A 19,249-nucleotide genomic window follows, 5' to 3' on the forward strand; every position below is an offset into this window, starting at 1 on the left:
CCTCAACTACTGCGCACTGCTACTGCCTGACGGGTCTCTTCGTTGATCAGATCGAAGTTGATGCCACCAGCAGCCATCAGACCGGCGGCAGCGGACGGTACGACTTGAGCCATCGGATTGGTCACGTTGCCGGCCGCGAACACCCCAGGGACCTGAGTAGCGCCCATGCCGTCGACCTGTACCGCTGTACCGATCTCCACGCCGTTCGACTCCACCAGAGTGGCTTCGAGCCCCAGATCCGCCAGGAAGTCCGCCCGCGCGCGTACGGTGCTCTGGATCGACAGTGCCTGTCGTGGCACGACTACACCGCCCTCCAGCCGTACGCCCGCCAGCTTGCCGTTCGCCAGCTCCAGCTGCTCAACCTTGCCTTGTACGACGGCAATACCGCGCGCAGCCAGCTGCTCCCACTGCTCCTCGGTCGGTTCAGGTGCTGTGTGCAGGAACAGCGTCACGTCGTCACTCAGCTGCCGGAAGAGCTGTACCTGGTGCATCGCCATCGAGCTGGTCGCCAGTACGCCGATGGCCTGGTCCCGTACCTCCCAGCCGTGGCAGTACGGGCAGTGGATCACGTCCTTGCCCCACCGTTCGGCCAGGCCCGGTACGTCAGGCAGTACGTCGGTCAGGCCGGTCGTCACCAGCAGTCGCCGGGCGCAGTACGTCGTACCGTCCGCCAGCTCCACTGTGAAGCCGTCCTCGTCCCGCCGGGCTGCTGTCACGGTGCCTTCGGCGATCTCACCGCCGTACCCGGTGACCTCCTGCCGGCCGAGCGCGTACAGCTCCCCCGGTGGTACGCCGTCGCGGGTCAGGAAGTTGTGTACGCCGTCGGCCGGCGCGTTGCGCGGTGTGCCGTCGTCGATCACCAGCACCGAACGGCGGAACCGGGCCAGCGCCAGCGCACCGCTCAGTCCGGCGGCGCCGCCACCGATCACGATCACGTCGTACTTCGTCATCTCCGAAACTCCTCTGCTCAGGTGACCTCCACGATCCGTCGTGATTTTCATTTTCGACAAGTAAAGTTGCCGGTATGGCAAACACCTTCGAGGAAGTGCTCGAGTCCGTCGGAGCCCGGTTGCGTTCGCTGCGGGTCGAACGCGGCACGACACTGGCGCAGCTCTCCGAGGCGACCGGGATCTCGGTCAGCACCCTGTCCCGGCTGGAGTCCGGCCAGCGGCGGCCGACGCTGGAGCTGCTGCTGCCGCTCGCCCGGGCGCACCAGGTGCAGCTGGACGAGCTGGTGGACGCGCCGCCGACCGGCGACCCGCGGATCTACGCCAAGCCGATCAAGCGCCACGGCACCGTACACATCCCGCTCAGCCGCCGGCCGGGCGGTCTGCAGGCGTTCAAGCAGATCCTGCCAGAGGGCTTTCCGGGGAACGACGTCGAGCAGAAGACCCACGAGGGCTACGACTGGTTCTACGTGCTGTCCGGCCGGATCAGGCTGCGGCTGGGCGATCAGGACTTCATCGTCAAAGAGGGCGAGGTGGCCGAGTTCGACTGCCGCGTACCGCACTGGTTCTCCAACCCGGGACCTGGACCGACCGAGGTGCTATGTCTTTACGGCCCGCAGGGGGAGCGGATGCATGTGAGAGCCCGGACCCGATAAAGGAGACACCCCCGTGAGCGTCGCGTTGTTCACCCTGGGCGGCACGATTTCGATGGCCGGCAACCACCGGCTCACCGGCGACGACCTGACCGCCGCCGTGCCCGGCCTGGACGGGCTCGGCCACCAGGTCGAGATCCAGGACGTCGAGAAGGTCCCGAGCGGCGACCTGACCGCCAGCCGCATGCTCGAGGTGGTCGACGCCGCCTCGAAGGCGGTCACCGCCGGCGCCGCGGGCGTCGTCGTCACCCAGGGCTCCGACACGCTCGAGGAGAGCGCCTTCCTCGCCGACCTGGTCTGGCCGCACCCGCAGCCGCTGGTGTTCACCGGCGCGATGCGCAACCCGACCCTGGCCGGACCTGACGGTCCCGCCAACCTGCTGGCGGCGCTGCGGGTCGCCTGCTCCCCCGCCGCCCGCGACCTCGGTGTACTCGTCGTCTTCCAGGAGGAGATCCACGCGGCCCGCTGGGTCCGCAAGACGCACAGTACGAGCACCGCGACCTTCGTCTCCCCGAACACCGGCCCGATCGGCCACCTGGTCGAGGACCGGGTCCGCGTGCTGACCCGCCCGCCGCGGCTGGACGGCGTCCAGGGCAGCGCCGAGCCCGCCGAGCTGGCGGACGTCCGGGTCGCGCTCTACACGGTCACGATGGACGACGACGGCCTCCTGCTGCGTGGCCTGGCCGACACGCACCAGGGCCTGGTCGTCGCCGGGTTCGGTGCCGGTCATGTACCGGCCGCGCTCGCGCCGGTGCTCGGCGAGCTTGCGGCCAAGATCCCGGTCGTGCTCACGTCGCGGACCGGCGGCGGATCGGTACTGCGCGGTACGTACCACGCGCCCGGATCGGAAACCGATCTGTTGCGGCGCGGTCTGATCGATGCCGGATTCCTCGATCCGTACAAGGCCCGCGTGCTGCTTCGGTTGCTGCTGGCAACCGATGACGACGTCGCCACCGCGATTGGGCAATACGTTTGATTATTGCCTTGAGCAACTTTCTTTCCGGTATCTGTTCTACCCCCGGAGCGGGACCTCAAACCGGGTGGCACGATGATCGGACGGAATTACGGAAATTGCCGGTTCCGGCTTGACCCGGACACCCGGGAGTGCTCGGATCGTCACCGCTCGGGGACCGAATTTCGAGGGTTTGGAGATGGTTGCGCCGTGGTCGAGCAGACACAGGCCGGCACGACGGGGGACAGTGACTACGACGCGGTCGGGGGTGGTCCGGCGATCGCCTCGGTGGTGGAGCTGTTCTACCGCAACGTCCTCGCCGATCCGGAGCTGTCCGGATACTTCGCGAACAGCGATCTGACCAAGCTGAAGCGGCACCAGGTGCAGCTGGTCTCGCAGGTGATGGGCGGACCGGTGACGTACGAGGGCCAGGCGCTGGCCGACGCGCACAAGGGCCGCGGGATCACCGGCGGCGACTTCGGCCGGGTGGTCGTGCACCTGGTCGGCGCGCTGGAGGCACACCAGGTGCCGGACGACATCATCGGCCGGGTGGTGAAGGCGCTGGGCGCGACCCAGGGCGACATCGTCACCGCCAGCTGATCCGGGGATGGACCCGGACGCACTGAAGAACAGCTGGGCCCTGGTCGCGAAGGCCGGCGACGAGGTGCCGCTGTTCTTCTACTCCCATCTGTTCCTGTCCCACCCCGAGGTCCGGGAGATGTTCCCGGTCTCGATGGCCGCGCAGCGGGACAAGCTGGTCGGTGCCCTCGGCGCCGTGGTCAGCAACGCCACGCAGCTCGACCAGGTGGTTCCGTTCCTGCAGCAGCTCGGTCGCGACCATCGGAGGTTCGGTGCCGTGGCCGAGCACTACTCGGCGGTCGGTGCCTCGCTGCTGGCGACCCTGCAGCACTTCCTCGGTGCCGCCTGGACCCAGGAGCTGGCCGCCGACTGGGCCGAGGCGTACGGCCTGGTGTCGACTGTGATGGTGCAGGCGGCCGAGGAGTCGGCCGAGGACGAGGCGCCGGCCTGGTGGTCCGGTGAGGTACTCGGGGTGGATCGCCGCACGATGGACGTGACCGTCGTGCAGATCCACCCGGAGCAGCCGCTGGACTACCGGCCAGGGCAGTCGGTGGCGATGGAGATCCCGTACCGGCCGCGGCGCTGGCGCTACTACAGCCCGGCGAACGCTCCACGGCCGGACGGGTCCATCGAGCTGCACATCGGCCTGGTACCGGGCGGTCAGGTCAGTGGACCGGCCGTACGGTCGCTCAAGCGTGGCGACGCGGTGCGGATCGGTGCACCGGTCGGTGAGTCGCTGAAGCTGCCGGAGGACCCCGGCCGCACCGTGGTGATGATCGCCGGCGGTACCGGCCTGGCACCATTCCGCGCCATGCTGGAGCAGCTCGACCGGCAGTCGTCGACTCACCAGGTGCCACGCGTGCACCTGTTCCACGGCGCCCGGATGCCGTGGAACCTCTACGAGCACAAGCAGCTGAGCAACCTCACCCAGCGGCCGTGGTTCAGCTATACACCGGTGGTGTCGGACGACACGTCGTACCCAGGGCAACGTGGCCTGGTGGGCGCTGTCGCCGCCGCCCAGGGCTCGTGGGCAGGGCACACCGCGATGGTGTGCGGTTCGCCCGCGATGGTCCGGCACACGGTCGCGGAGCTCACCGCGGCCGGTCTGCCGGCCACCGACATCCACACCGAATCCTTGGGGATCACGACCTCGGCAGGGAGTCAGCAGTGACGCGCCAAGACCCGTTCAGCCGGCGACCGGCACAGTCGCCGTACGCGGTCCGGAACAAGCTGTTCGCCATTCGCCGGAAGGGCTACGACACCGCGGAGGTGTCGGAGTTCCTGGCGGAGCTGGCCGAACAGGTCGAGTACGCCGACGCGGACCGGGCCGAGCTGCGCGCAGAGGTCGAACGGCTGCGGGAAACCACAACGGATGCGGAGCAGCGGGCGCACATCACCGCGCACGCGGTCGGGCTGCTCAGCCAGGCGCAGCAGATCGCTGACAACCTGGTGGCCGAGGCGGAGCAGTACGCCAAGGACCTGGTGGAGACGGCGCGGTCCCAGCAGCGCGACGCGTTGAAGCAGGCACACGACTCGGTGGAGTCCGCCGTTAAGCACATCCCGGTCGCTGATGCCCCAGCGGCCGAGCTGGAGTACGTGCGGACGTTCACCCGGGTCGCCCACGTGCAGCTGCGATCCGTACTGGATGCGCTGGCGGAGCAGGTGGAACGCCTGGGCAAGCTGCCTGAGCAGACCGAGGTGCCTGGTGAGCCGACGCCCAGCGGGGAGGTGCTGTGGTGGACCGACCTGTCCGCCGCGGCAGATGACTCCATCCTGGACAACCGGACTCCCGTCGGAGGACACCGGCGTCCTAACTGAGCTGGGCCGCCTTGGTCAGCAGGTAGTCCCGCTCAGGCAGGCTGGTCGTACCACGGGCCGCCGTACGGAAGTGTTCGGCGGCGGTCTCGTGGTCGCCGCGCATCTCGTACAGGTGGCCGCGGGTGGCTGCTAGGCGGTAGTGGCCGGCCAGCTCCTCGTCCAGTGGCTCCAGTAGCTGCAGACCGGCGTCAGGGCCGTCCACCATGGCCGCGGCAATGGCGCGGTTCAGCTTGACCATCGGGTTGCCGGACAGGTTTTCGAGCAGTCCGTACAGCCCGAGGATCTGCGGCCAGTCGGTGTCCTCGGCCTTGTCCACCTCGTCGTGCAGCGCGGCGATCGCCGCTTGAAGCTGGTACTCCCCCAGCGGCGGCGTTTCGAACGCTTCGACCGCCAGTGCGACGCCTTCGGTGATGTACGCGCGGTTCCACTGCGTACGGTCCTGTTCGGCCAGTGGAATGAGCTCCCCATCCACACCGGTACGTGCTGCTCGCCGTGCATCGGTCAGCAGCATCAGGGCGAGCAGTCCGGTCACTTGACCATCGGCCGGAAGCTGCGTACGCACGGCACGCGTCAACCGGATCGCCTCAGTCGACAAGTCACTGCGGTGCAGCTCCGGGCCGCTCGTACTGGTGTAGCCCTCGTTGAACATCAGATACAGCACATGCAGTACGTTGCGCAGCCGCGCGTCATCGGCGTCCAGGGCGAAGCTGGCGCCCTTCAGCTTCTGCTTCGCCCGGCTGATCCGCTGCGCCATCGTCGCCTCGGGTACGAGGTACGCGGTGGCGATCTCAGCTGTCGTCAATCCACCCACCGCGCGCAACGTCAGCGCGATCGCGGACGCCGGGGTCAGCGCCGGGTGACAGCACAGGAACAGCAGTCGCAGCGTGTCGTCGTGCTCCTCGACCTCACCGGACGGCACCTCTCGCAGCGCGGCACGCTCCTCGCGGCGGCGCCTGGCCTGCTGTTGCCGTACCTCGTCGATGAGCCGCCGGGAGGCGGTCTGGATCAGCCACGACTTCGGCTTGTCCGGGCGGCCGTCACGCGGCCAGGTGGTCGCGGCGGCTAGCAGCGCCTCCTGGACCGCGTCCTCGGCAGCAGCGAAGTCGCCGGACCAGCGCACCACCGCACCGAGGACCTGCGGCGTCAGCTCCCGCAGCAGGTCCTCCAGGTCGTCCGGTTCAGATGTCCTGGAGATCGGCATCGGTCTCCATGATGCGCCGAACTTCGATCGGTTGCTCCAGCGGTACGCCGCCCGGCCCAGGCGCGCTCGACTGCTCCGCGGCGATCTCCAGCGCCCGCTCCTCCGACGCGACGTCGACGATCGTGTACCCGGCCAGGACCTCCTTGGACTCGGCGTACGGCCCGTCGGTCAGCACCGGTGCACTCACGCTCGCCGCCCGCACCACCTTGCCGTGCTTCGGCCAGGTGAGGGCATTCACCTCCACCAGCTCACCGCTCTGCCGCAGCTTGTCCAGGCTGTCGCCCAGGTGCTTCAGATGCGCCTGCATGTCCGCCGGGTCCCACTCCAGCATCGGAGTGTCGCAGTTCCCGCCGTCCATGTTCATCAGCAGCATGAACTTGGTCATGGTGTTCCTCCTTGGGTGTCTTTGCCCGAGGGACGGAGCCGACGCCTGGTTCTCGACATCAGTCCAGCAGCGCGTCGACGAACTGTTCCGCGTCGAACGGTGCCAGGTCGTCGGCACCTTCACCCAGGCCGACCAGCTTGACCGGTACGCCCAGCTCGCGCTGCACCGCGATCACGATGCCGCCCTTGGCCGTACCGTCCAGCTTGGTCAGCACCAGACCGGTGACGTCGATGACCTCGGCGAACACCCGCGCCTGGGTCAGGCCGTTCTGCCCGGTGGTGGCGTCGATGACCAGCAGCACCTCGTCCACCTCGGCGGACTTCTCGATCACCCGCTTGACCTTGCCGAGCTCGTCCATCAGGCCGGTCTTGGTGTGCAGGCGGCCGGCGGTGTCCACCAGGACGACGTCCGCCTCCTCGGCGATGCCCTCCTTGACCGAGTCGAACGCGATGCTGGCCGGGTCGCCGCCCTCAGGGCCGCGCACGGTGCGGGCGCCGACCCGCTCGCCCCAGGTCTGCAGCTGGTCCGCCGCCGCGGCCCGGAAGGTGTCCGCGGCGCCGAGCACGACGTGCTTGTCCTCGGCGACCAGCACGCGGGCGAGCCTGCCGACCGTGGTGGTCTTGCCGGTGCCGTTCACGCCGACGACCAGCACGACGGCCGGCTGTGCCTCCTTGCGGGTCACCTTCAGCGAGCGGTCGAGAGCGGGGTTGACCAGCGCGATCAGCTCCTCGCGGAGGATCTCGCGGGCCTGCTGGGCGCCGACGCCCTCGACCCGCATCCGGGTCCGCAGCTTCTCCACCAGCTCCTGCGTGGGCGCCACGCCGACATCCGCCGTGATCAGCGTGGTCTCGATGTCCTCCCACGCCTCCTCGTCGAGCTTGTCGCGGGACAGCAGCGCGAGCAGCCCCTTGCCCAGGGAGCCCTGCGAGCGGGCCAGCCGGGCCCGGAGCCGGACCAGACGGCCCTGCGCCGACTCAGGCTTCTCGATGGTCGGGGTCGTCGGCTCCGGCAGCTCGGTGTCCTCGAGCGTGCGGGTCGGCGTGTCCCGGGGCTCCTCGGCGTCGTCGCCTACCTGCGGCTCCGCCACCTCCGTGGATCCGCCCTCGACGGACGGCGGCTGGGTGGCCGACGGCAGCTCCGCGCGCCGTCGGCGCGCGACGACGAGACCGGTGGTGCCGACGACCAGCACGACCGCGATCGCGACCACGATCGTGATCAGTGCCTGGTCGGTGAGCATGGAGACGAGCAGTGGGGTCAACACGGTTCCCAATCTTGACAGACACCCGGCCCGCCGCCCGCATTCGTCACGTCAGGCACACTTCCTGTCGCGGTACGTGAGGAGGTACCAGCTCGGGCCGGTGCGTGAGCAGGACGACTGTCCGGTCTCCGGCCGCCGCGAACAAGTCGGCGAGCAGGGCGCGGCCGGTCTCCTCGTCAAGGTGCTCGGTGGGCTCGTCCAGAACCAGTACGTCACGCTCCGCGAGCAGCAGCCGCGCGAACGCGAGCCGCTGCCGCTCCCCGCCGGACAGGCGCGCACCGTGCTCGCCGACCATCGTGTCCAGGCCGTCCGGGAGGTTCTCGACGAACTGTCCGAGCCGGGCGCGGTAGAGCGCCTTCCACAGCCGCAGATCGCTCGCACCCGGCTGGGCGAGCAGCAGGTTCTCCCGGATGCTCGTGTCGAAGACGTGGCTCTCCTGGGTCAACAGCCCGACGACGGACCGCACCTGGTCTCCTTCCAGTTGGGCCAGGTCCACTCCGTCGAGCAGTACCTCTCCCCCGCGCGGTGCGAGGAAGCGGAGCAGTACGGCGGCCAACGTGCTTTTGCCGGAGCCACTCGGACCGGTGACCACTACCCGGCTGCCTGCTGGCAAATCCAGGTTGAGGCCGTTCAGTACATCGGTGTCGTCGTACCCGACGCGGAGGAGCCTGACCTGGAGGTCGCGGCCAGTGGGGAGCGCTACTGGCTGGGCCGGTTCAGTCACTGGCTCTGGAGTGTCCAGGAGCTCCTGGACTCTGGCGAGGGATGCCCGGACGCGGATGGCCAGCTGGGCGGCGGCGGGGATGCCGCCGAGGACGTCGGCCAGGGCGAGTGGGGTGAGGACGAGTACAGCGAAGACCGGGCCGGTGATGTTGGCCGTACTGCCGAGGACCAGTGCGGCGATGCTCGCACCGCCGATGCACAGGGTCAGCAGACCACCGCCGAGGCCGGTGCTCCAGGCGGAGCGGCGCTCGGCAGCGGCGAGGCGGGCGTCCCGGCGGCTGAAGTCATTCAGTACCGCGTCGACCGCGTTGAAGGCGACGATGTCGGCTGCGGTCAGCAGGGTCTCTGTGGTGGTGGCAGCGACCTCACCACGGGCACCGGCGATGTTCCGCTCGGCCCGTTGGGCGGTCCGGGCGGTCAGCCACGGTACGACGGTGCACGCGACCAGCACCGCCAGCGCTACAGCTGCACCGGCTGCGGGCAGCAGGATGGTCAGCAGTACGACGGTGGCTGTTGCTGTGACTGCTGCCACCGCGACGGGCAGGAGGACGCGTAGCCAGAGGTCCAGCACCGCATCCACGTCGAGCACGAGCCGGGCGAGCAGGTCGCCCTTTCGCCGGCCGGTGAGTCCGCCGGGGGCTACCTGCTCCAGGCGTCGGGTCACGCGGGCACGGGACTCCCCCAGCACCCGGTACGCCGCGTCGTGGCCGACGAGTCGCTCGACGTACCGGAAGACGCCCCGCCCGACACCGAAGGCACGTACGGCCACGATCGGGACCATCAGGAGCAGTACGGGCGGCTGTGCGGCGGCGGCTGTGATCAGCCAAGCCGAGGTGGCAAGTAGCGCCACAGCTGACCCTGCAGCGGCAACACCGAGCAACAACGCCAACAGCAGCCGCCAGCACACCCTGCGCTCCGGACGCACCAGCCGCCTGCTCAGACTTTCACCAGCTCTCTGGTGCTCCGGGCGACCCAGTTGCCCGCTCATGCCTTCACCAGCCGTCTGGTGCTCCGGGCGACCCGGTTGCCTGCTCATACCTTCACCAGCTCCCTGGTGCTCCGGGCGACCCGGTTGCCTGCTCATACCTTCACCAGCTCTCTGGTTCCGACGGTGACTGTGCGGTCGGCGGCGGCGATCAGGGCCGGTCGGTGGGCGACCATCAGGACCGTGCGGCCGCTGGCGCGCAGTCCGGCGACTACGGCGGCTTCCGCGTCTGCGTCCAGGCCAGCAGTCGGCTCGTCCAGGAGGAGCACCGGCGCGTCAGTGATCACCGCCCGAGCCAGCGCGACCCGGCGCTGCTGACCGCCCGACAGCAACTGCCCCTGCTCCCCCACTGCCTTGTCCAGCTCAAGCTCACCGGCGCCCGCAGTGAGCAGCGCCATCCGTACCTCGTCGTCCGACGCATCCGGCTTGCCCAGCCGCACGTTGTCGGCCACGGTCCCCAGCCGCAACCCCGGCCGCTGCGGCACCCAGGCGAACTGCCGCCGCCACACGACCGGATCGAACTCATCGGCCGCACTACCGCCAACCACGACCACCCCACGCTGTGGCTCGACGAAACCGAGCAGCACGGCCAAGGCGGTCGACTTGCCGGCGCCACTCGCTCCAGTCAGTGCGACCACCTCACCCGGATGCAACTCCAGGTCGAACCCGTCCAGCGCCGCTTCCTCACGGCCCGGGTAGGTCACTGTCACGTCGTACAGGTACAGCGGGATGGTCCGCAGGTCCGGTACGTCGGTCCGGTCGCCTCGTTGCGGCAGCGGTGTCTCCAGTACGCGGAAGACCTCTTCGCTTGCGGCTACCCCGTCGGCGCTGGCGTGGAACTGCAGACCGACCTGCCGCAGCGGCAGGTACGCCTCCGGAGCCAGGATCAGCACCATCAGCGCGGTCTCCAGCCCCAGCTTCCCGTCGACCAGCCGGAGGCCGACACCGACTGCGACCAGCGCCACCGAGATGCTGGCCAAGAGCTCCAGCGCGAACGACGACAGGAACGCGAGCCGCAGGCTCCCCATCGACGCCTTCCGGTGCTCGTCGGTCACCCGGCGTACGGCGGTCACCTGCGCCTTCGCCCGGCCGAACAACTTCAGCGTGGTCAGCCCACCGACCACATCCGCGAAGTGATGCGCCAGTACCGCCAGCGCGTGCTGGCGACGGCGACTGCGCGCTTGAGTGGCCCAGCCGATCAGAGCCATGAAGATCGGGATCAGCGGCAAGGTGATCAGCACCGTACCGGCAGCAATCAAGTCGCCGGTCGCCATCCACCCGATCACACCGGCCGGCACAGTGGACGCCAGCACCAGCTGCGGGAGGTAGCGCGCGAAGTACGGGTCCAGGTCATCCAGGCCCTTGGTGAGCAGCGTCGTCAGCGCACTGCTGCGTTCACCACTCAGCCAAACCGGTCCGAGCTTCAGCGAGTGCTGCAGGACCTGCTTGCGTAGCGTGGACTTCACTGCGGCCGCCGCTCGTTGCGCGACCACCTCCTGCGCCCACACCAGCAGTGCGCGTCCTGCCACCACCGCCCCGAGCCCCCAAGCCACTGCAGTGACTGGGCTGCCGTGCAGTACGACGCCCGCGATGCCCCGCGCCAGCAGCACCGCCTGCACGATGATCAGCACACCACTGGCGACACCTATGAGCACCGACGCCGCCAGGAAGACCCGTGCGCCCCGGGCCCTCCGCAGCAACCGCGGATCGAGCGGCTTCACGACGCTGCCACCAGCACGCGCTTGCGGAACACCCAGTACGTCCAGCCTTGGTACACCAAAACGAGGGGGAAGAAGATCGCGGTGATGATCGTCATCACCTTCAATGTGTACGGCGATGACGCCGCATCAACAATCGTCAATGTTGATCCAGGCTCAAGTGTTGACGGCATCACGTCCGGGAACAGCGCGACGAAGAGCCCCACCACGACCAGTCCGATCGCGGCGGTCGTACCCACAAAGGCCCAGCCCTCGCGCCGCAGCACGTTCGCCACCAGGCCGCCCGCGAACGCGACCACGGCCGCGATCATCAGCGCCAGCGACACCGAGTCGCCGCGCAGCGCGTGCGCCCAAGCCAGGAAGGCGATCGTGAGCACCGCCGCGACGGCACCGGTCCGCGTCGCCAACCGGTTGGCGCGAACCCGCAGGTCGCCGGTGGTGCGCAAGGCCAGGAAGATCGCGCCGTGCGTGACGAACACCGCGACGAAGGTCAGTCCGCCGAGCAGCGCGAACGGGTTCAGCAACGTACCGAGCCCGCCGACGTACTCATGGTCGGCGTCCAGCGGGACGCCGCGCACGATGTTGCCGAAGGCAACGCCCCAGAGCAGCGCCGGCAGCAGCGAGCCGACCGCGATCATCACATCCATCCGGCCCCGCCAGACCGCGTCGTCGCGCTTCCCGCGGTACTCCAGCGCCACCCCACGGACGATCAGCCCGACCAAAATCGCGAACAGTGGCAGGTAGAACCCGGAGAACAGCGTCGCGTACCACTCCGGGAACGCCGCGAAGGTCGCGGCGCCGGCCATGATCAGCCACACCTCGTTGCCGTCCCAGACCGGCCCGATCGTGCTGATCGCGGCCCGCCGTTCCGGCTCGTTCCGGCCGAGCACCCGGAACAGCATGCCGACCCCGAAGTCGAACCCCTCAAGCACGAAGTACCCGGTCCACAAGGTCGCAATCGCGACGAACCACACAGTCGTCAGTTCCATCTCAAGCCCCTCAGTACGCGAACGACAGCGGCTTTTCGGCCTGCTCCGGCGAGCCGTCCGGTGGTTCCTCCGCCGGCGGGTCGTCGGTACCGGCCAGGCCGCCGCGGATGGTCCGGAGTAGCAGCTTGGTCTCGACCACCGCCAGCGCGCCGTACAGCACGGTGAAGCCGACCAAAGACGTGATCACCTCGCCGCTGGTCGTACCGGGCGAGACGCCCGAGGCGGTCGGGAGCAGGCCGAACACCAGCCACGGCTGCCGTCCGGTCTCGGTGAAGATCCAGCCGAACGTGTTCGCGACCATCGGCAGCAACGGCAGCGGAGCGGCCAGGTAGATCAGCCAGCGCGTCGGCGCGCGGCCTCGGCGGGTGGTCCAGAGCAGCCACAGCGCGATCGCCGCGGACGCCATCCCGACGCCGATCATCAGCCGGAAGGTCCAGTACGTGAGCGGGATGTTCGGCTTGTACGACCCCGGGCCGTACAACTGCTCGTACGCGTCCTGCAGTGAGTTGATGCCCTTCACCTCACCGTCGAAACTCCCGGTGGCGAGGAAGGACAGCAGGTACGGGACCTTGATCGAGAAGATCTCCTTCGACCCGTCCAGCGTGCCGATCGTGAACGCCGAGAAGGCGGCCGGCTTCTCGGTTTCGTACAGCGCCTCGGCCGCCGCCATCTTCATCGGCTGCACCTCGGTCATCACCTTGCCCTGCAGGTCACCGCTGATCGCCACCCCGGCACTCGCGACCAGGACGATCGAGGCGCCGATCTTCAGCGCCGACCGGAACACCGCCTTGTCGACCTCGGGCCGCCGGATCAGATGCCAGAGCGCAACCCCGGCGACGAACGCGCCACCGACCATGAACGCCGCGAAGATCGTGTGCGGGAAGGTGACGAGTACGACCTTGTTGGTCAGCACCGCCCACAGGTCGGTCAGCTCGGCCCGGCCGCGCTCGGCGTTGTAGCGGAAGCCGACCGGGTGCTGCATCCACGAGTTCGCGGCCAGGATGAAGTACGCCGACAGTTGCGTGCCGAGTACGACCATCCAGATGCAGCCCAGGTGCACGAGCTTCGGCAACCGGTCCCAGCCGAACATCCAGAGCCCGATGAACGTCGACTCGAGGAAGAACGCGAGCAGTCCTTCGAGCGCGAGCGGCGCACCGAACACGTCGCCGACGAAGCGTGAGTAGTCGCTCCAGTTCATCCCGAACTGGAACTCCTGCACCAGTCCGGTGACCACGCCCATCGCGATGTTGATCAGGAACAGCTTCCCGTAGAACTTGGTCAGCCGGAGGTACTTCTCCTTCCCGGTCCGGTACCAGGCGGTCTGCAGGCCGGCGGTGATCGCGACCAGCGAGATCGTCACCGGGACGAAGAAGAAGTGGTACACGGTGGTGATCGCGAACTGCCACCGCGCCAGGTCCAGGGTGTCCATCGGCAGGCCTCCGAGCCCATCTACGACGTGTCGTAGTAGATGGTAGCGCCGATCTACTACAACATGTAGTTATACTGATCACGTGGCGAGTGAGGAGAAGGTTCAGCCGCAGGCACCGCGGCCACTGGGTGACCTGGAACGGCTGGTGATGGAGCAGCTCTGGGCGGCACCGGCCGCGCTGACCGTGCGCGAGGTGCACGAGCAGCTGTCCGGCACGCGCGAGCTGGCGTACACCACCGTGATGACCGTGCTGGACCGGCTCGCGAAGAAGAAGCTGACCGAGCGGGAGCGCGACGGCAAGGCCTGGCGCTACCGTGCGGCCGCGCCGCGGGAGGAGCTGGCCGCCGACCTGATGCGGGACGCGCTGGACCGTGCGGGTGACCGGCGGGAGGCGCTGGTCCGGTTCGTCGGTCAGGTGTCCGACGAGGAGGCAGCGCTGCTGCGCGAGGCCCTGTCCCGGCTGGACGGTCAGGAGCAGTCGGGGTGATCACCCCGGTTCTACTGGCCGTTCTGGCGCTGGTGCTCACCGGCCCGGCGCCGGCCGTGCTAGCTCGTTCCAACTGGCCGTACCGAGTCCCCCGCGCAGCAGTCATCCTCTGGCAGGCGATAGCGCTCGCTGCCGTACTGGCCGCGCTCGGTGCGGGCATCGCACTTTCCTACTCAATCGCCGGCCACCCTGGTGAGCCACGGTTCAACCCGTCGTCACCACGTGACCTGGTAGCTGCAGCGATCCTCGCCATGACCGCACTGGTCGTAGTGCGACTGCTCTGGGCAGTAGGACGAGTCGCAGTGGGTACGCGGGCCCGTCGCAAGCGGCACCGAGACCTGGTCGACGTACTAGCCACACCGGACGGCCTGATCCCCGGCCTGCGCGTACTGGCCGAGGAGACCCCATTGGCGTACTGCCTGCCTGCTCTTCGTGGTGCCCGGGTCGTTGTCTCCGTCGGTGCACTGGACCGGCTGGACGACGGCGAACTGAAGGCCGTACTGGCTCATGAGCAGGCGCACCTGCGCGCCCGGCACGACCTGGTACTAGAGGAGTTCACCGCACTGCACCATGCGTTCCCCCGCTGGGTACGCAGTGATGTAGCGCTGGAGCAGGCGCGCACGCTGGTAGAACTGCTCGCCGACGACGACGCGCGGCGCCGCAACGGCCCACGTCCACTGGCCAGAGCACTGGTAGCCCTGGCCGGTGCACCGGCACCCGAAGCAGCACTGGCCGCGGCCAAGTCGTCCACTGTGCTTCGAGTGGAACGCCTGGCAGCACCAGCTCCGAACGAGCGCCTACTGTCCACCTGCACGTACGCGGCAGCGGCCGCACTACTGATCATCCCCACCCTCACGATCGCCGCCCCCATCGTGACAGCAATCACCAACGCCCTCAGCTAACCGCCCTACACAGCACCATCCCCCGCACAGCAGCATCCCCCGCACAGCACCATCCCTGCACAGCACCATCCCCCGCCCGCCGGCCAGCCCCCCACCCCACTCACCCCCGCCCGCGACCTGCTTTCGTCTCAGGGGCCAGCCCCTCAGACGATGGGTTGGCCCCCGAGAATCACGCGGCCAAACCCACCGACTCAGGGGCTGGCCCCTGAGACGAAAAGGCAGGTCGGGAGCGGGGGTGGTTGGCGAGGGATGGCGATCGTGACGGGTCGGTTCACCGCCGCGCTGTCGGTTCACCGCCGCGCTGTCGGTTCACCGCCACGCTGTGGGTCAACCGCCGCGCTGTCGGTCAATCGCCACGCTGTCGGTCAGCCGAAATGTTTGCCCTCGCCGCGGGCGACAGCGAGCAGGACAAGGCCTGCCAGTACGAGCAATACCACCATGGTGACGACGAATGTCAGCACTTCTCTCCCCGGATCCCCACACCCCAACAACACCCCAACACACACAGCCTGACGTTGTTACCGCGTCAGAAGTTCCCCGAATGCCTTGGCGATCTCGTCGACCTGCCAGTCGAGGGTGTTCGGGGTGGTGACGAACTCGACCCACGACCACCCGGGTACGTCGGCCGGCTGCCAGCTGTACGACAACGCTTCCTGCGTACGCTCCATCCGTTCGACCGATGCGCGCTCGATCGAGTCCACGTCGCGCGGTGCGTACAGCCGGAACGAGTTGGTCTGTGGCGGCGCCGGGAAGACGCGGAAACCCTCGCTCTGCAAGGCCATCGCGACTTCGACGGCCCGCTGGTACAGGTCGTCCATCCGCGGTAGTACGGTCCGCAGACCTTCGCGGGCGGACACGGCGTACGGGAAGAGTGAGAAGAGGTTGCCGCCCAGTCGCCGCTGCCACCGGCGTACCTCCGCGATCACGTCCTCCGGTCCGGCCAGTGCGGCACCGCTGATCCCGCCGAGCACCTTGTAGAACGACACGTACACAGTCGAGGCCAGCGCGGCGATCTCGGCCAGGCTGTGCTCCAAGTACGGCGTGCTCTCCCACAGCCGTGCTCCGTCAAGGTGCAGAGGTACTCCGCGTGTCGCACAGGACTCGGCGAACACCACCAGCTCGTCCCACGTCGGCAGGAGGTACCCGGCATCGCGGAGCGGCAACTCCAAGGTCACAGCTGCCAACTTGCCTGGAATGGCGGCCAGCTCATCCGGGCGCGGCTGACGTGGCTCGGAGGTCATGCGCTCGATGCGAAGGTGGTGTACTTCCTCCAGCGCGTTCAGCTCGTGTACAAGCAGGTGCGCCAGGCCGTGCACTGCTACCCGATTGCTGGCCGCACGGTCCGCGTACACGCGTAGCACTGCCTGCTGCGCCATGATCCCGGTCGGTAGGAACACCGCAGCCGGTTTACCGAGAAGCTGCGCTACCTCTTGCTCCAGCGCGGCTACCTCGCCACCGCTGCCGTACATGTCCGCCTGGTCGTCGGTAGCGACCTCCGCCAACTGCCGCAACCGGTCCGGTACGGACACGCGCCGGCCCGACAGCCAACGCTCGCAGTTGTCCAGCGCGTTCTTCCGGCGCTCCCGCAGGTCTTCGGAGGTAGTAGCCACGGCTCCCATCCTCTCGCGGCCTGCAACCGTCTTTAAAGCGTGGCTGTGATCACATGCTGTCCCTGCAGGGTCTTGATCTCCACCGACCGCACCTGGTCGAGCGGAACCAGTACGCCGCCGCCGAACGTACTCCCGTCCTTCGCGGCCTGCTCCGACACCAGCCAGCTACCAGCAGTCCACGGCTCACCCGACTTGTCGTACACGACCATCTCGCACTGGTCTCCGGCCTTCAGCCCGCTCACCTGTACCTGCACCCAGGTCCAGCCCGATCGCGGCTCCGCCGTGGTGGCCATCTTCGCGCCACTGATGGTGTCGGAGGTCGTCACCTGCTTGGACCCGGCAACCGGTTCAGTACCACTCGGCGCGGTCGACCGACCGAGTACGACGCCACCGCCCAGCGCACCTGCGACGACAACCGCGCCCGCAGCGACCAGCAACCATGGAGTACGCCGCCGCCGCGCTACTGGCGCATCAACCGGCGTCTGGGGCTCGCGCACGTCCCTGAGCGTGCGCTGCAGCAGGAGGTCGCCGCCATCAGGCGGACCCTCCAGGAACGCTTCCGGCGGCACCTCACCGAGTACGTCCCTCAGTCCGGTCAACTCGGCAAGCTCAGCTCGGCAGTCCGCACAAGTGGCCAAGTGCCGGTCGACTGACTCGATTTCACTCGGCTCCAGTGCGCCCAGCGCGTAGGCGCCCAGCTGCGTACGATCATGCTCGCTCATCGGGACACCTCCGCCTCTTCCTCAGCCATCACCGCACGGAGTGCTCGGAGGGCATAGTACGAACGCGACTTCACCGTACCCGGCGGAACGCCGAGCTCCTTGGCTGCTTCGACCACGGTCCGGCCGCGGTAGTACAGCTCCACCAGTACCTCGCGGTGTTCGGGTGAGAGCTTGTCCAGGGCCTCCATCACCACCATGGTGTTCACGACCGACTCGGAGTGGTCACCGGCCACCGGTGGCTTGTCCGCCACGTCCGCCACCTCGGCCGGACGGGATGCCCGGGCCCGGGCGCGGTCGGTGACGATGTTCCGCGCCACGGTGAGCAGCCAGCCGCGGATCGACCCCGTACCCGAGGAGAGGTCGGCCGCGTGCTTCCAGGCCCGCAGCAGGGTCTCCTGTACGACGTCCTCGGCCGCGGCGCGATCACCGGTCAGGCGGACCGCGTACGCAAGCAGGCTGCGGCCGTGCTCGGCGTACAGCGTGCGGACCAGCGTCTCGGCGTCGTGCGGCCCCGGGGTGTCACCCACCGTTCGCACGATACCGGGAACCGTCGGCGCCCACACCAACCCGGAAGCCGCAGCCTCAGGCCCAGTCTCAGTAACCGTTGCCATTACCCGAACTGGATGCCTTCGTGGTGATCTTCTTGCCGTCCGGACCGATCGCCCACCAGATGCCACCGAACGCCTGCCCGTTGGCCTGACCGGCCTGCGTGTCCCGGGCGAACAAGTAGATCGGCATCCCATTGATCGTCAGCTGCTTGGTGCCGTCGGACCGGGTGATCATGCCGACGAGCGACGGACTGATCCCGGTCAGCTGCGGCGTACCCGCTCCCGCCGCGACCGCCGGCCACTGCGCCAGGCAGCCGCCCTCGCAGTTCGACTTGTTCTTGGTGTCCTTGTCGAACACGTACACGGTCCGCCCGTTGCCGTCGACAACAACCGTCCCGAGACTCCCGACACTGGCCGTCCCCAGCTTCGAACCCCCCGCGGCCTGGCTGCCCGGCGCCGAGGACGGGGCCTGACTAGCGGGCGCACTCGAGCTGGACCCGGAACTCCCGTACCCATTTCCCCCACCACAGGCAGTCAGCCCCGCAAGACCAAGCGCCGTCACCCCAACGAACCAACCCATCCGCTTCATGCCCGACCTCCAGAGTTGCTCTCCAACCCTGCACACGGACAAAAACCCCAATCGGTTCAGACAGCCTGCACCATCAGCAGAGCATCAAGGCCTTTGAAGTCCGCCGGATTCCGGGTGTACAGCGGCAGGTTTCTGCTGGACGCGATCGCCGCAATCATCAGATCCATCCGCCGAGGACGTGGATCACGCCCGGCCGACAGCACCAACGCGACAAGGCTGCCGTACCGGGCCGCGGCATCAGCGTCGAAGGGCAGCGGCTCGAATTCTGCGACGGCAGCACCCAGAACCTCGGTCCTCGAGGCCCTCGTGAACGGGTCCTTTGCCATCGCGACACCCTGATGCAGCTCAGCGAGCGTCACCGCTGTCAGCTCTGGGTAGTCAGGCAGCGCATCCGCCTCGAGAATCGGAAGGTCGATGTAGGTGCAGGTGTCGAGTACACCAACCGACCTGTCCTTGCTCATTCCCGTTCCCAGGGGTCGTCCGCGACTCGGTCCTCGGTCCCGAAGAACTCGTCCGCGTCGCCTCTGAGCTGCGCCGCGTCGACCCGCGGGAGGCTCCGATGCCTGGCGATCAGCTCAGCAGCCGTCGGCCGCCGACGTCGTACCAGCGGCCGCAACTCGGCGACCTCGGTCCCGTTCCGGGTGATGTGGTACGTCTCCCCGGCTTCGACCGCGTCCATCACTTCGGCGGAATTGTTCCGGAACTCGCGCTGACTGATGACCTTCACACCCCAAGCGTAGCCCAGCGAGACACG

The 19,249-nt window shown here is 68.3% G+C and carries 21 protein-coding genes; 7 read left to right on the forward strand and 14 right to left on the reverse strand.

The annotated features are described in order from the left end of the window. Positions 1 to 2 precede the first annotated feature (2 nt). Entirely contained in the window at positions 3 to 950 is a 948-nt protein-coding gene (locus ABD260_RS06220) for an NAD(P)/FAD-dependent oxidoreductase (protein WP_344232370.1), read from the reverse strand. A 74-nt stretch (positions 951 to 1,024) separates the two neighbouring features. Here ABD260_RS06220 and ABD260_RS06225 point away from each other — a divergent pair, with 74 nt between their 5' ends. From ABD260_RS06225 to ABD260_RS06245, 5 genes are all read left to right on the forward strand, one after another. Next, positions 1,025 to 1,603 carry a helix-turn-helix domain-containing protein gene (locus ABD260_RS06225; RefSeq protein WP_344232371.1) on the forward strand — a complete coding sequence of 193 codons (579 nt, stop codon included), beginning with the start codon at positions 1,025 to 1,027 and terminating at the stop codon, positions 1,601 to 1,603. A gap of 13 nt (positions 1,604 to 1,616) precedes the next feature. Next, positions 1,617 to 2,576: an asparaginase gene (locus tag ABD260_RS06230; protein ID WP_344232372.1), complete on the forward strand. Its 960-nt coding sequence runs from the start codon at positions 1,617 to 1,619 to the stop codon at positions 2,574 to 2,576. Positions 2,577 to 2,762: 186 nt separating this feature from the next. Next, entirely contained in the window at positions 2,763 to 3,152 is a 390-nt protein-coding gene (locus ABD260_RS06235) for a group I truncated hemoglobin (protein ID WP_344232374.1), read from the forward strand. Positions 3,153 to 3,159: 7 nt separating this feature from the next. After that, positions 3,160 to 4,302 (forward strand): globin domain-containing protein, encoded by a 1,143-nt coding sequence (locus tag ABD260_RS06240; RefSeq protein ID WP_344232375.1) that lies wholly within the window; start codon positions 3,160 to 3,162, stop codon positions 4,300 to 4,302. Next, on the forward strand, positions 4,299 to 4,949 hold the full coding sequence (locus ABD260_RS06245; RefSeq protein WP_344232376.1) for a DivIVA domain-containing protein: 651 nt from the start codon (positions 4,299 to 4,301) through the stop codon (positions 4,947 to 4,949). The genes ABD260_RS06240 and ABD260_RS06245 overlap by 4 nt, the downstream gene beginning before the upstream one ends. On the opposite strand, the gene ABD260_RS06250 is transcribed toward ABD260_RS06245, so the two are convergent. The 7 genes from ABD260_RS06250 to ABD260_RS06280 form a co-directional block, all read right to left on the reverse strand. Next, the gene (locus tag ABD260_RS06250) at positions 4,942 to 6,150 is read right to left on the reverse strand and encodes an RNA polymerase sigma factor (protein ID WP_344232377.1); all 1,209 of its coding nucleotides are present in this window, start codon (positions 6,148 to 6,150) and stop codon (positions 4,942 to 4,944) included. The two genes, ABD260_RS06245 and ABD260_RS06250, sit on opposite strands and share 8 nt — an antisense overlap. Further along, positions 6,128 to 6,535 (reverse strand): YciI family protein, encoded by a 408-nt coding sequence (locus tag ABD260_RS06255; protein ID WP_344232378.1) that lies wholly within the window; start codon positions 6,533 to 6,535, stop codon positions 6,128 to 6,130. The genes ABD260_RS06250 and ABD260_RS06255 overlap by 23 nt, the downstream gene beginning before the upstream one ends. 58 nt (positions 6,536 to 6,593) lie before the next feature. Continuing rightward, a complete protein-coding gene (ftsY, locus tag ABD260_RS06260) occupies positions 6,594 to 7,772 on the reverse strand; it encodes a signal recognition particle-docking protein FtsY (protein ID WP_344232503.1) in 1,179 nt (392 codons plus the stop codon). 67 nt (positions 7,773 to 7,839) lie between these two features. Then, positions 7,840 to 9,504, reverse strand: coding sequence for a thiol reductant ABC exporter subunit CydC (cydC, locus tag ABD260_RS06265; protein WP_344232379.1), 1,665 nt, complete (start codon positions 9,502 to 9,504; stop codon positions 7,840 to 7,842). 92 nt (positions 9,505 to 9,596) lie between these two features. Then, positions 9,597 to 11,222 carry a thiol reductant ABC exporter subunit CydD gene (cydD, locus tag ABD260_RS06270; protein WP_344232380.1) on the reverse strand — a complete coding sequence of 542 codons (1,626 nt, stop codon included), beginning with the start codon at positions 11,220 to 11,222 and terminating at the stop codon, positions 9,597 to 9,599. After that, complete coding sequence (gene cydB / locus ABD260_RS06275) at positions 11,219 to 12,208, reverse strand: cytochrome d ubiquinol oxidase subunit II (protein WP_344232381.1); 990 nt, start codon at positions 12,206 to 12,208, stop codon at positions 11,219 to 11,221. Before cydB ends, cydD begins: the two co-directional genes overlap by 4 nt. Before the next feature lie 10 nt (positions 12,209 to 12,218). Then, positions 12,219 to 13,637, reverse strand: coding sequence for a cytochrome ubiquinol oxidase subunit I (locus ABD260_RS06280; RefSeq protein ID WP_344232382.1), 1,419 nt, complete (start codon positions 13,635 to 13,637; stop codon positions 12,219 to 12,221). 82 nt (positions 13,638 to 13,719) lie between these two features. Here ABD260_RS06280 and ABD260_RS06285 point away from each other — a divergent pair, with 82 nt between their 5' ends. Together ABD260_RS06285 and ABD260_RS06290 are read left to right on the forward strand one after the other, a co-directional pair. Then, positions 13,720 to 14,124: a BlaI/MecI/CopY family transcriptional regulator gene (locus tag ABD260_RS06285; protein ID WP_344232383.1), complete on the forward strand. Its 405-nt coding sequence runs from the start codon at positions 13,720 to 13,722 to the stop codon at positions 14,122 to 14,124. Next, on the forward strand, positions 14,121 to 15,026 hold the full coding sequence (locus ABD260_RS06290) for a M56 family metallopeptidase (RefSeq protein ID WP_344232384.1): 906 nt from the start codon (positions 14,121 to 14,123) through the stop codon (positions 15,024 to 15,026). The genes ABD260_RS06285 and ABD260_RS06290 overlap by 4 nt, the downstream gene beginning before the upstream one ends. A gap of 518 nt (positions 15,027 to 15,544) precedes the next feature. Here ABD260_RS06290 and ABD260_RS06295 read toward each other — a convergent pair. From ABD260_RS06295 to ABD260_RS06320, 6 genes are all read right to left on the reverse strand, one after another. After that, the gene (locus ABD260_RS06295; RefSeq protein WP_344232385.1) at positions 15,545 to 16,636 is read right to left on the reverse strand and encodes a threonine aldolase family protein; all 1,092 of its coding nucleotides are present in this window, start codon (positions 16,634 to 16,636) and stop codon (positions 15,545 to 15,547) included. 32 nt (positions 16,637 to 16,668) lie between these two features. After that, positions 16,669 to 17,358 carry an anti-sigma factor family protein gene (locus ABD260_RS06300; RefSeq protein WP_344232386.1) on the reverse strand — a complete coding sequence of 230 codons (690 nt, stop codon included), beginning with the start codon at positions 17,356 to 17,358 and terminating at the stop codon, positions 16,669 to 16,671. Then, complete coding sequence (locus ABD260_RS06305) at positions 17,355 to 17,885, reverse strand: sigma-70 family RNA polymerase sigma factor (protein WP_344232387.1); 531 nt, start codon at positions 17,883 to 17,885, stop codon at positions 17,355 to 17,357. Before ABD260_RS06305 ends, ABD260_RS06300 begins: the two co-directional genes overlap by 4 nt. A gap of 67 nt (positions 17,886 to 17,952) precedes the next feature. Then, on the reverse strand, positions 17,953 to 18,495 hold the full coding sequence (locus ABD260_RS06310) for a COG4315 family predicted lipoprotein (protein ID WP_344232388.1): 543 nt from the start codon (positions 18,493 to 18,495) through the stop codon (positions 17,953 to 17,955). Between the two features lie 56 nt (positions 18,496 to 18,551). Further along, positions 18,552 to 18,956 carry a type II toxin-antitoxin system VapC family toxin gene (locus ABD260_RS06315; RefSeq protein ID WP_344232389.1) on the reverse strand — a complete coding sequence of 135 codons (405 nt, stop codon included), beginning with the start codon at positions 18,954 to 18,956 and terminating at the stop codon, positions 18,552 to 18,554. Continuing rightward, on the reverse strand, positions 18,953 to 19,222 hold the full coding sequence (locus tag ABD260_RS06320; protein ID WP_344232390.1) for a type II toxin-antitoxin system Phd/YefM family antitoxin: 270 nt from the start codon (positions 19,220 to 19,222) through the stop codon (positions 18,953 to 18,955). The genes ABD260_RS06315 and ABD260_RS06320 overlap by 4 nt, the downstream gene beginning before the upstream one ends. Between the last annotated feature and the right edge of the window lie 27 nt (positions 19,223 to 19,249).

It is taken from the genome of Kribbella hippodromi (genome assembly GCF_039531045.1).
Taxonomy (GTDB): Bacteria; Actinomycetota; Actinomycetes; order Propionibacteriales; family Kribbellaceae; genus Kribbella; species Kribbella hippodromi.

Coding starts and splice junctions, on each gene's coding strand:
- ABD260_RS06220 (WP_344232370.1), bottom strand. CDS start 950: ATGACGAAGTACGACGTGATCGTGATCGGTGGCGGCGCCGCCGGACTG.
- ABD260_RS06225 (WP_344232371.1), top strand. CDS start 1,025: ATGGCAAACACCTTCGAGGAAGTGCTCGAGTCCGTCGGAGCCCGGTTG.
- ABD260_RS06240 (WP_344232375.1), top strand. CDS start 3,160: ATGGACCCGGACGCACTGAAGAACAGCTGGGCCCTGGTCGCGAAGGCC.
- ABD260_RS06250 (WP_344232377.1), bottom strand. CDS start 6,150: ATGCCGATCTCCAGGACATCTGAACCGGACGACCTGGAGGACCTGCTG.
- ABD260_RS06255 (WP_344232378.1), bottom strand. CDS start 6,535: ATGACCAAGTTCATGCTGCTGATGAACATGGACGGCGGGAACTGCGAC.
- ftsY (WP_344232503.1), bottom strand. CDS start 7,772: ATGCTCACCGACCAGGCACTGATCACGATCGTGGTCGCGATCGCGGTC.
- cydC (WP_344232379.1), bottom strand. CDS start 9,504: ATGAGCGGGCAACTGGGTCGCCCGGAGCACCAGAGAGCTGGTGAAAGT.
- cydB (WP_344232381.1), bottom strand. CDS start 12,208: ATGGAACTGACGACTGTGTGGTTCGTCGCGATTGCGACCTTGTGGACC.
- ABD260_RS06280 (WP_344232382.1), bottom strand. CDS start 13,637: ATGGACACCCTGGACCTGGCGCGGTGGCAGTTCGCGATCACCACCGTG.
- ABD260_RS06300 (WP_344232386.1), bottom strand. CDS start 17,358: ATGAGCGAGCATGATCGTACGCAGCTGGGCGCCTACGCGCTGGGCGCA.
- ABD260_RS06310 (WP_344232388.1), bottom strand. CDS start 18,495: ATGAAGCGGATGGGTTGGTTCGTTGGGGTGACGGCGCTTGGTCTTGCG.
- ABD260_RS06315 (WP_344232389.1), bottom strand. CDS start 18,956: ATGAGCAAGGACAGGTCGGTTGGTGTACTCGACACCTGCACCTACATC.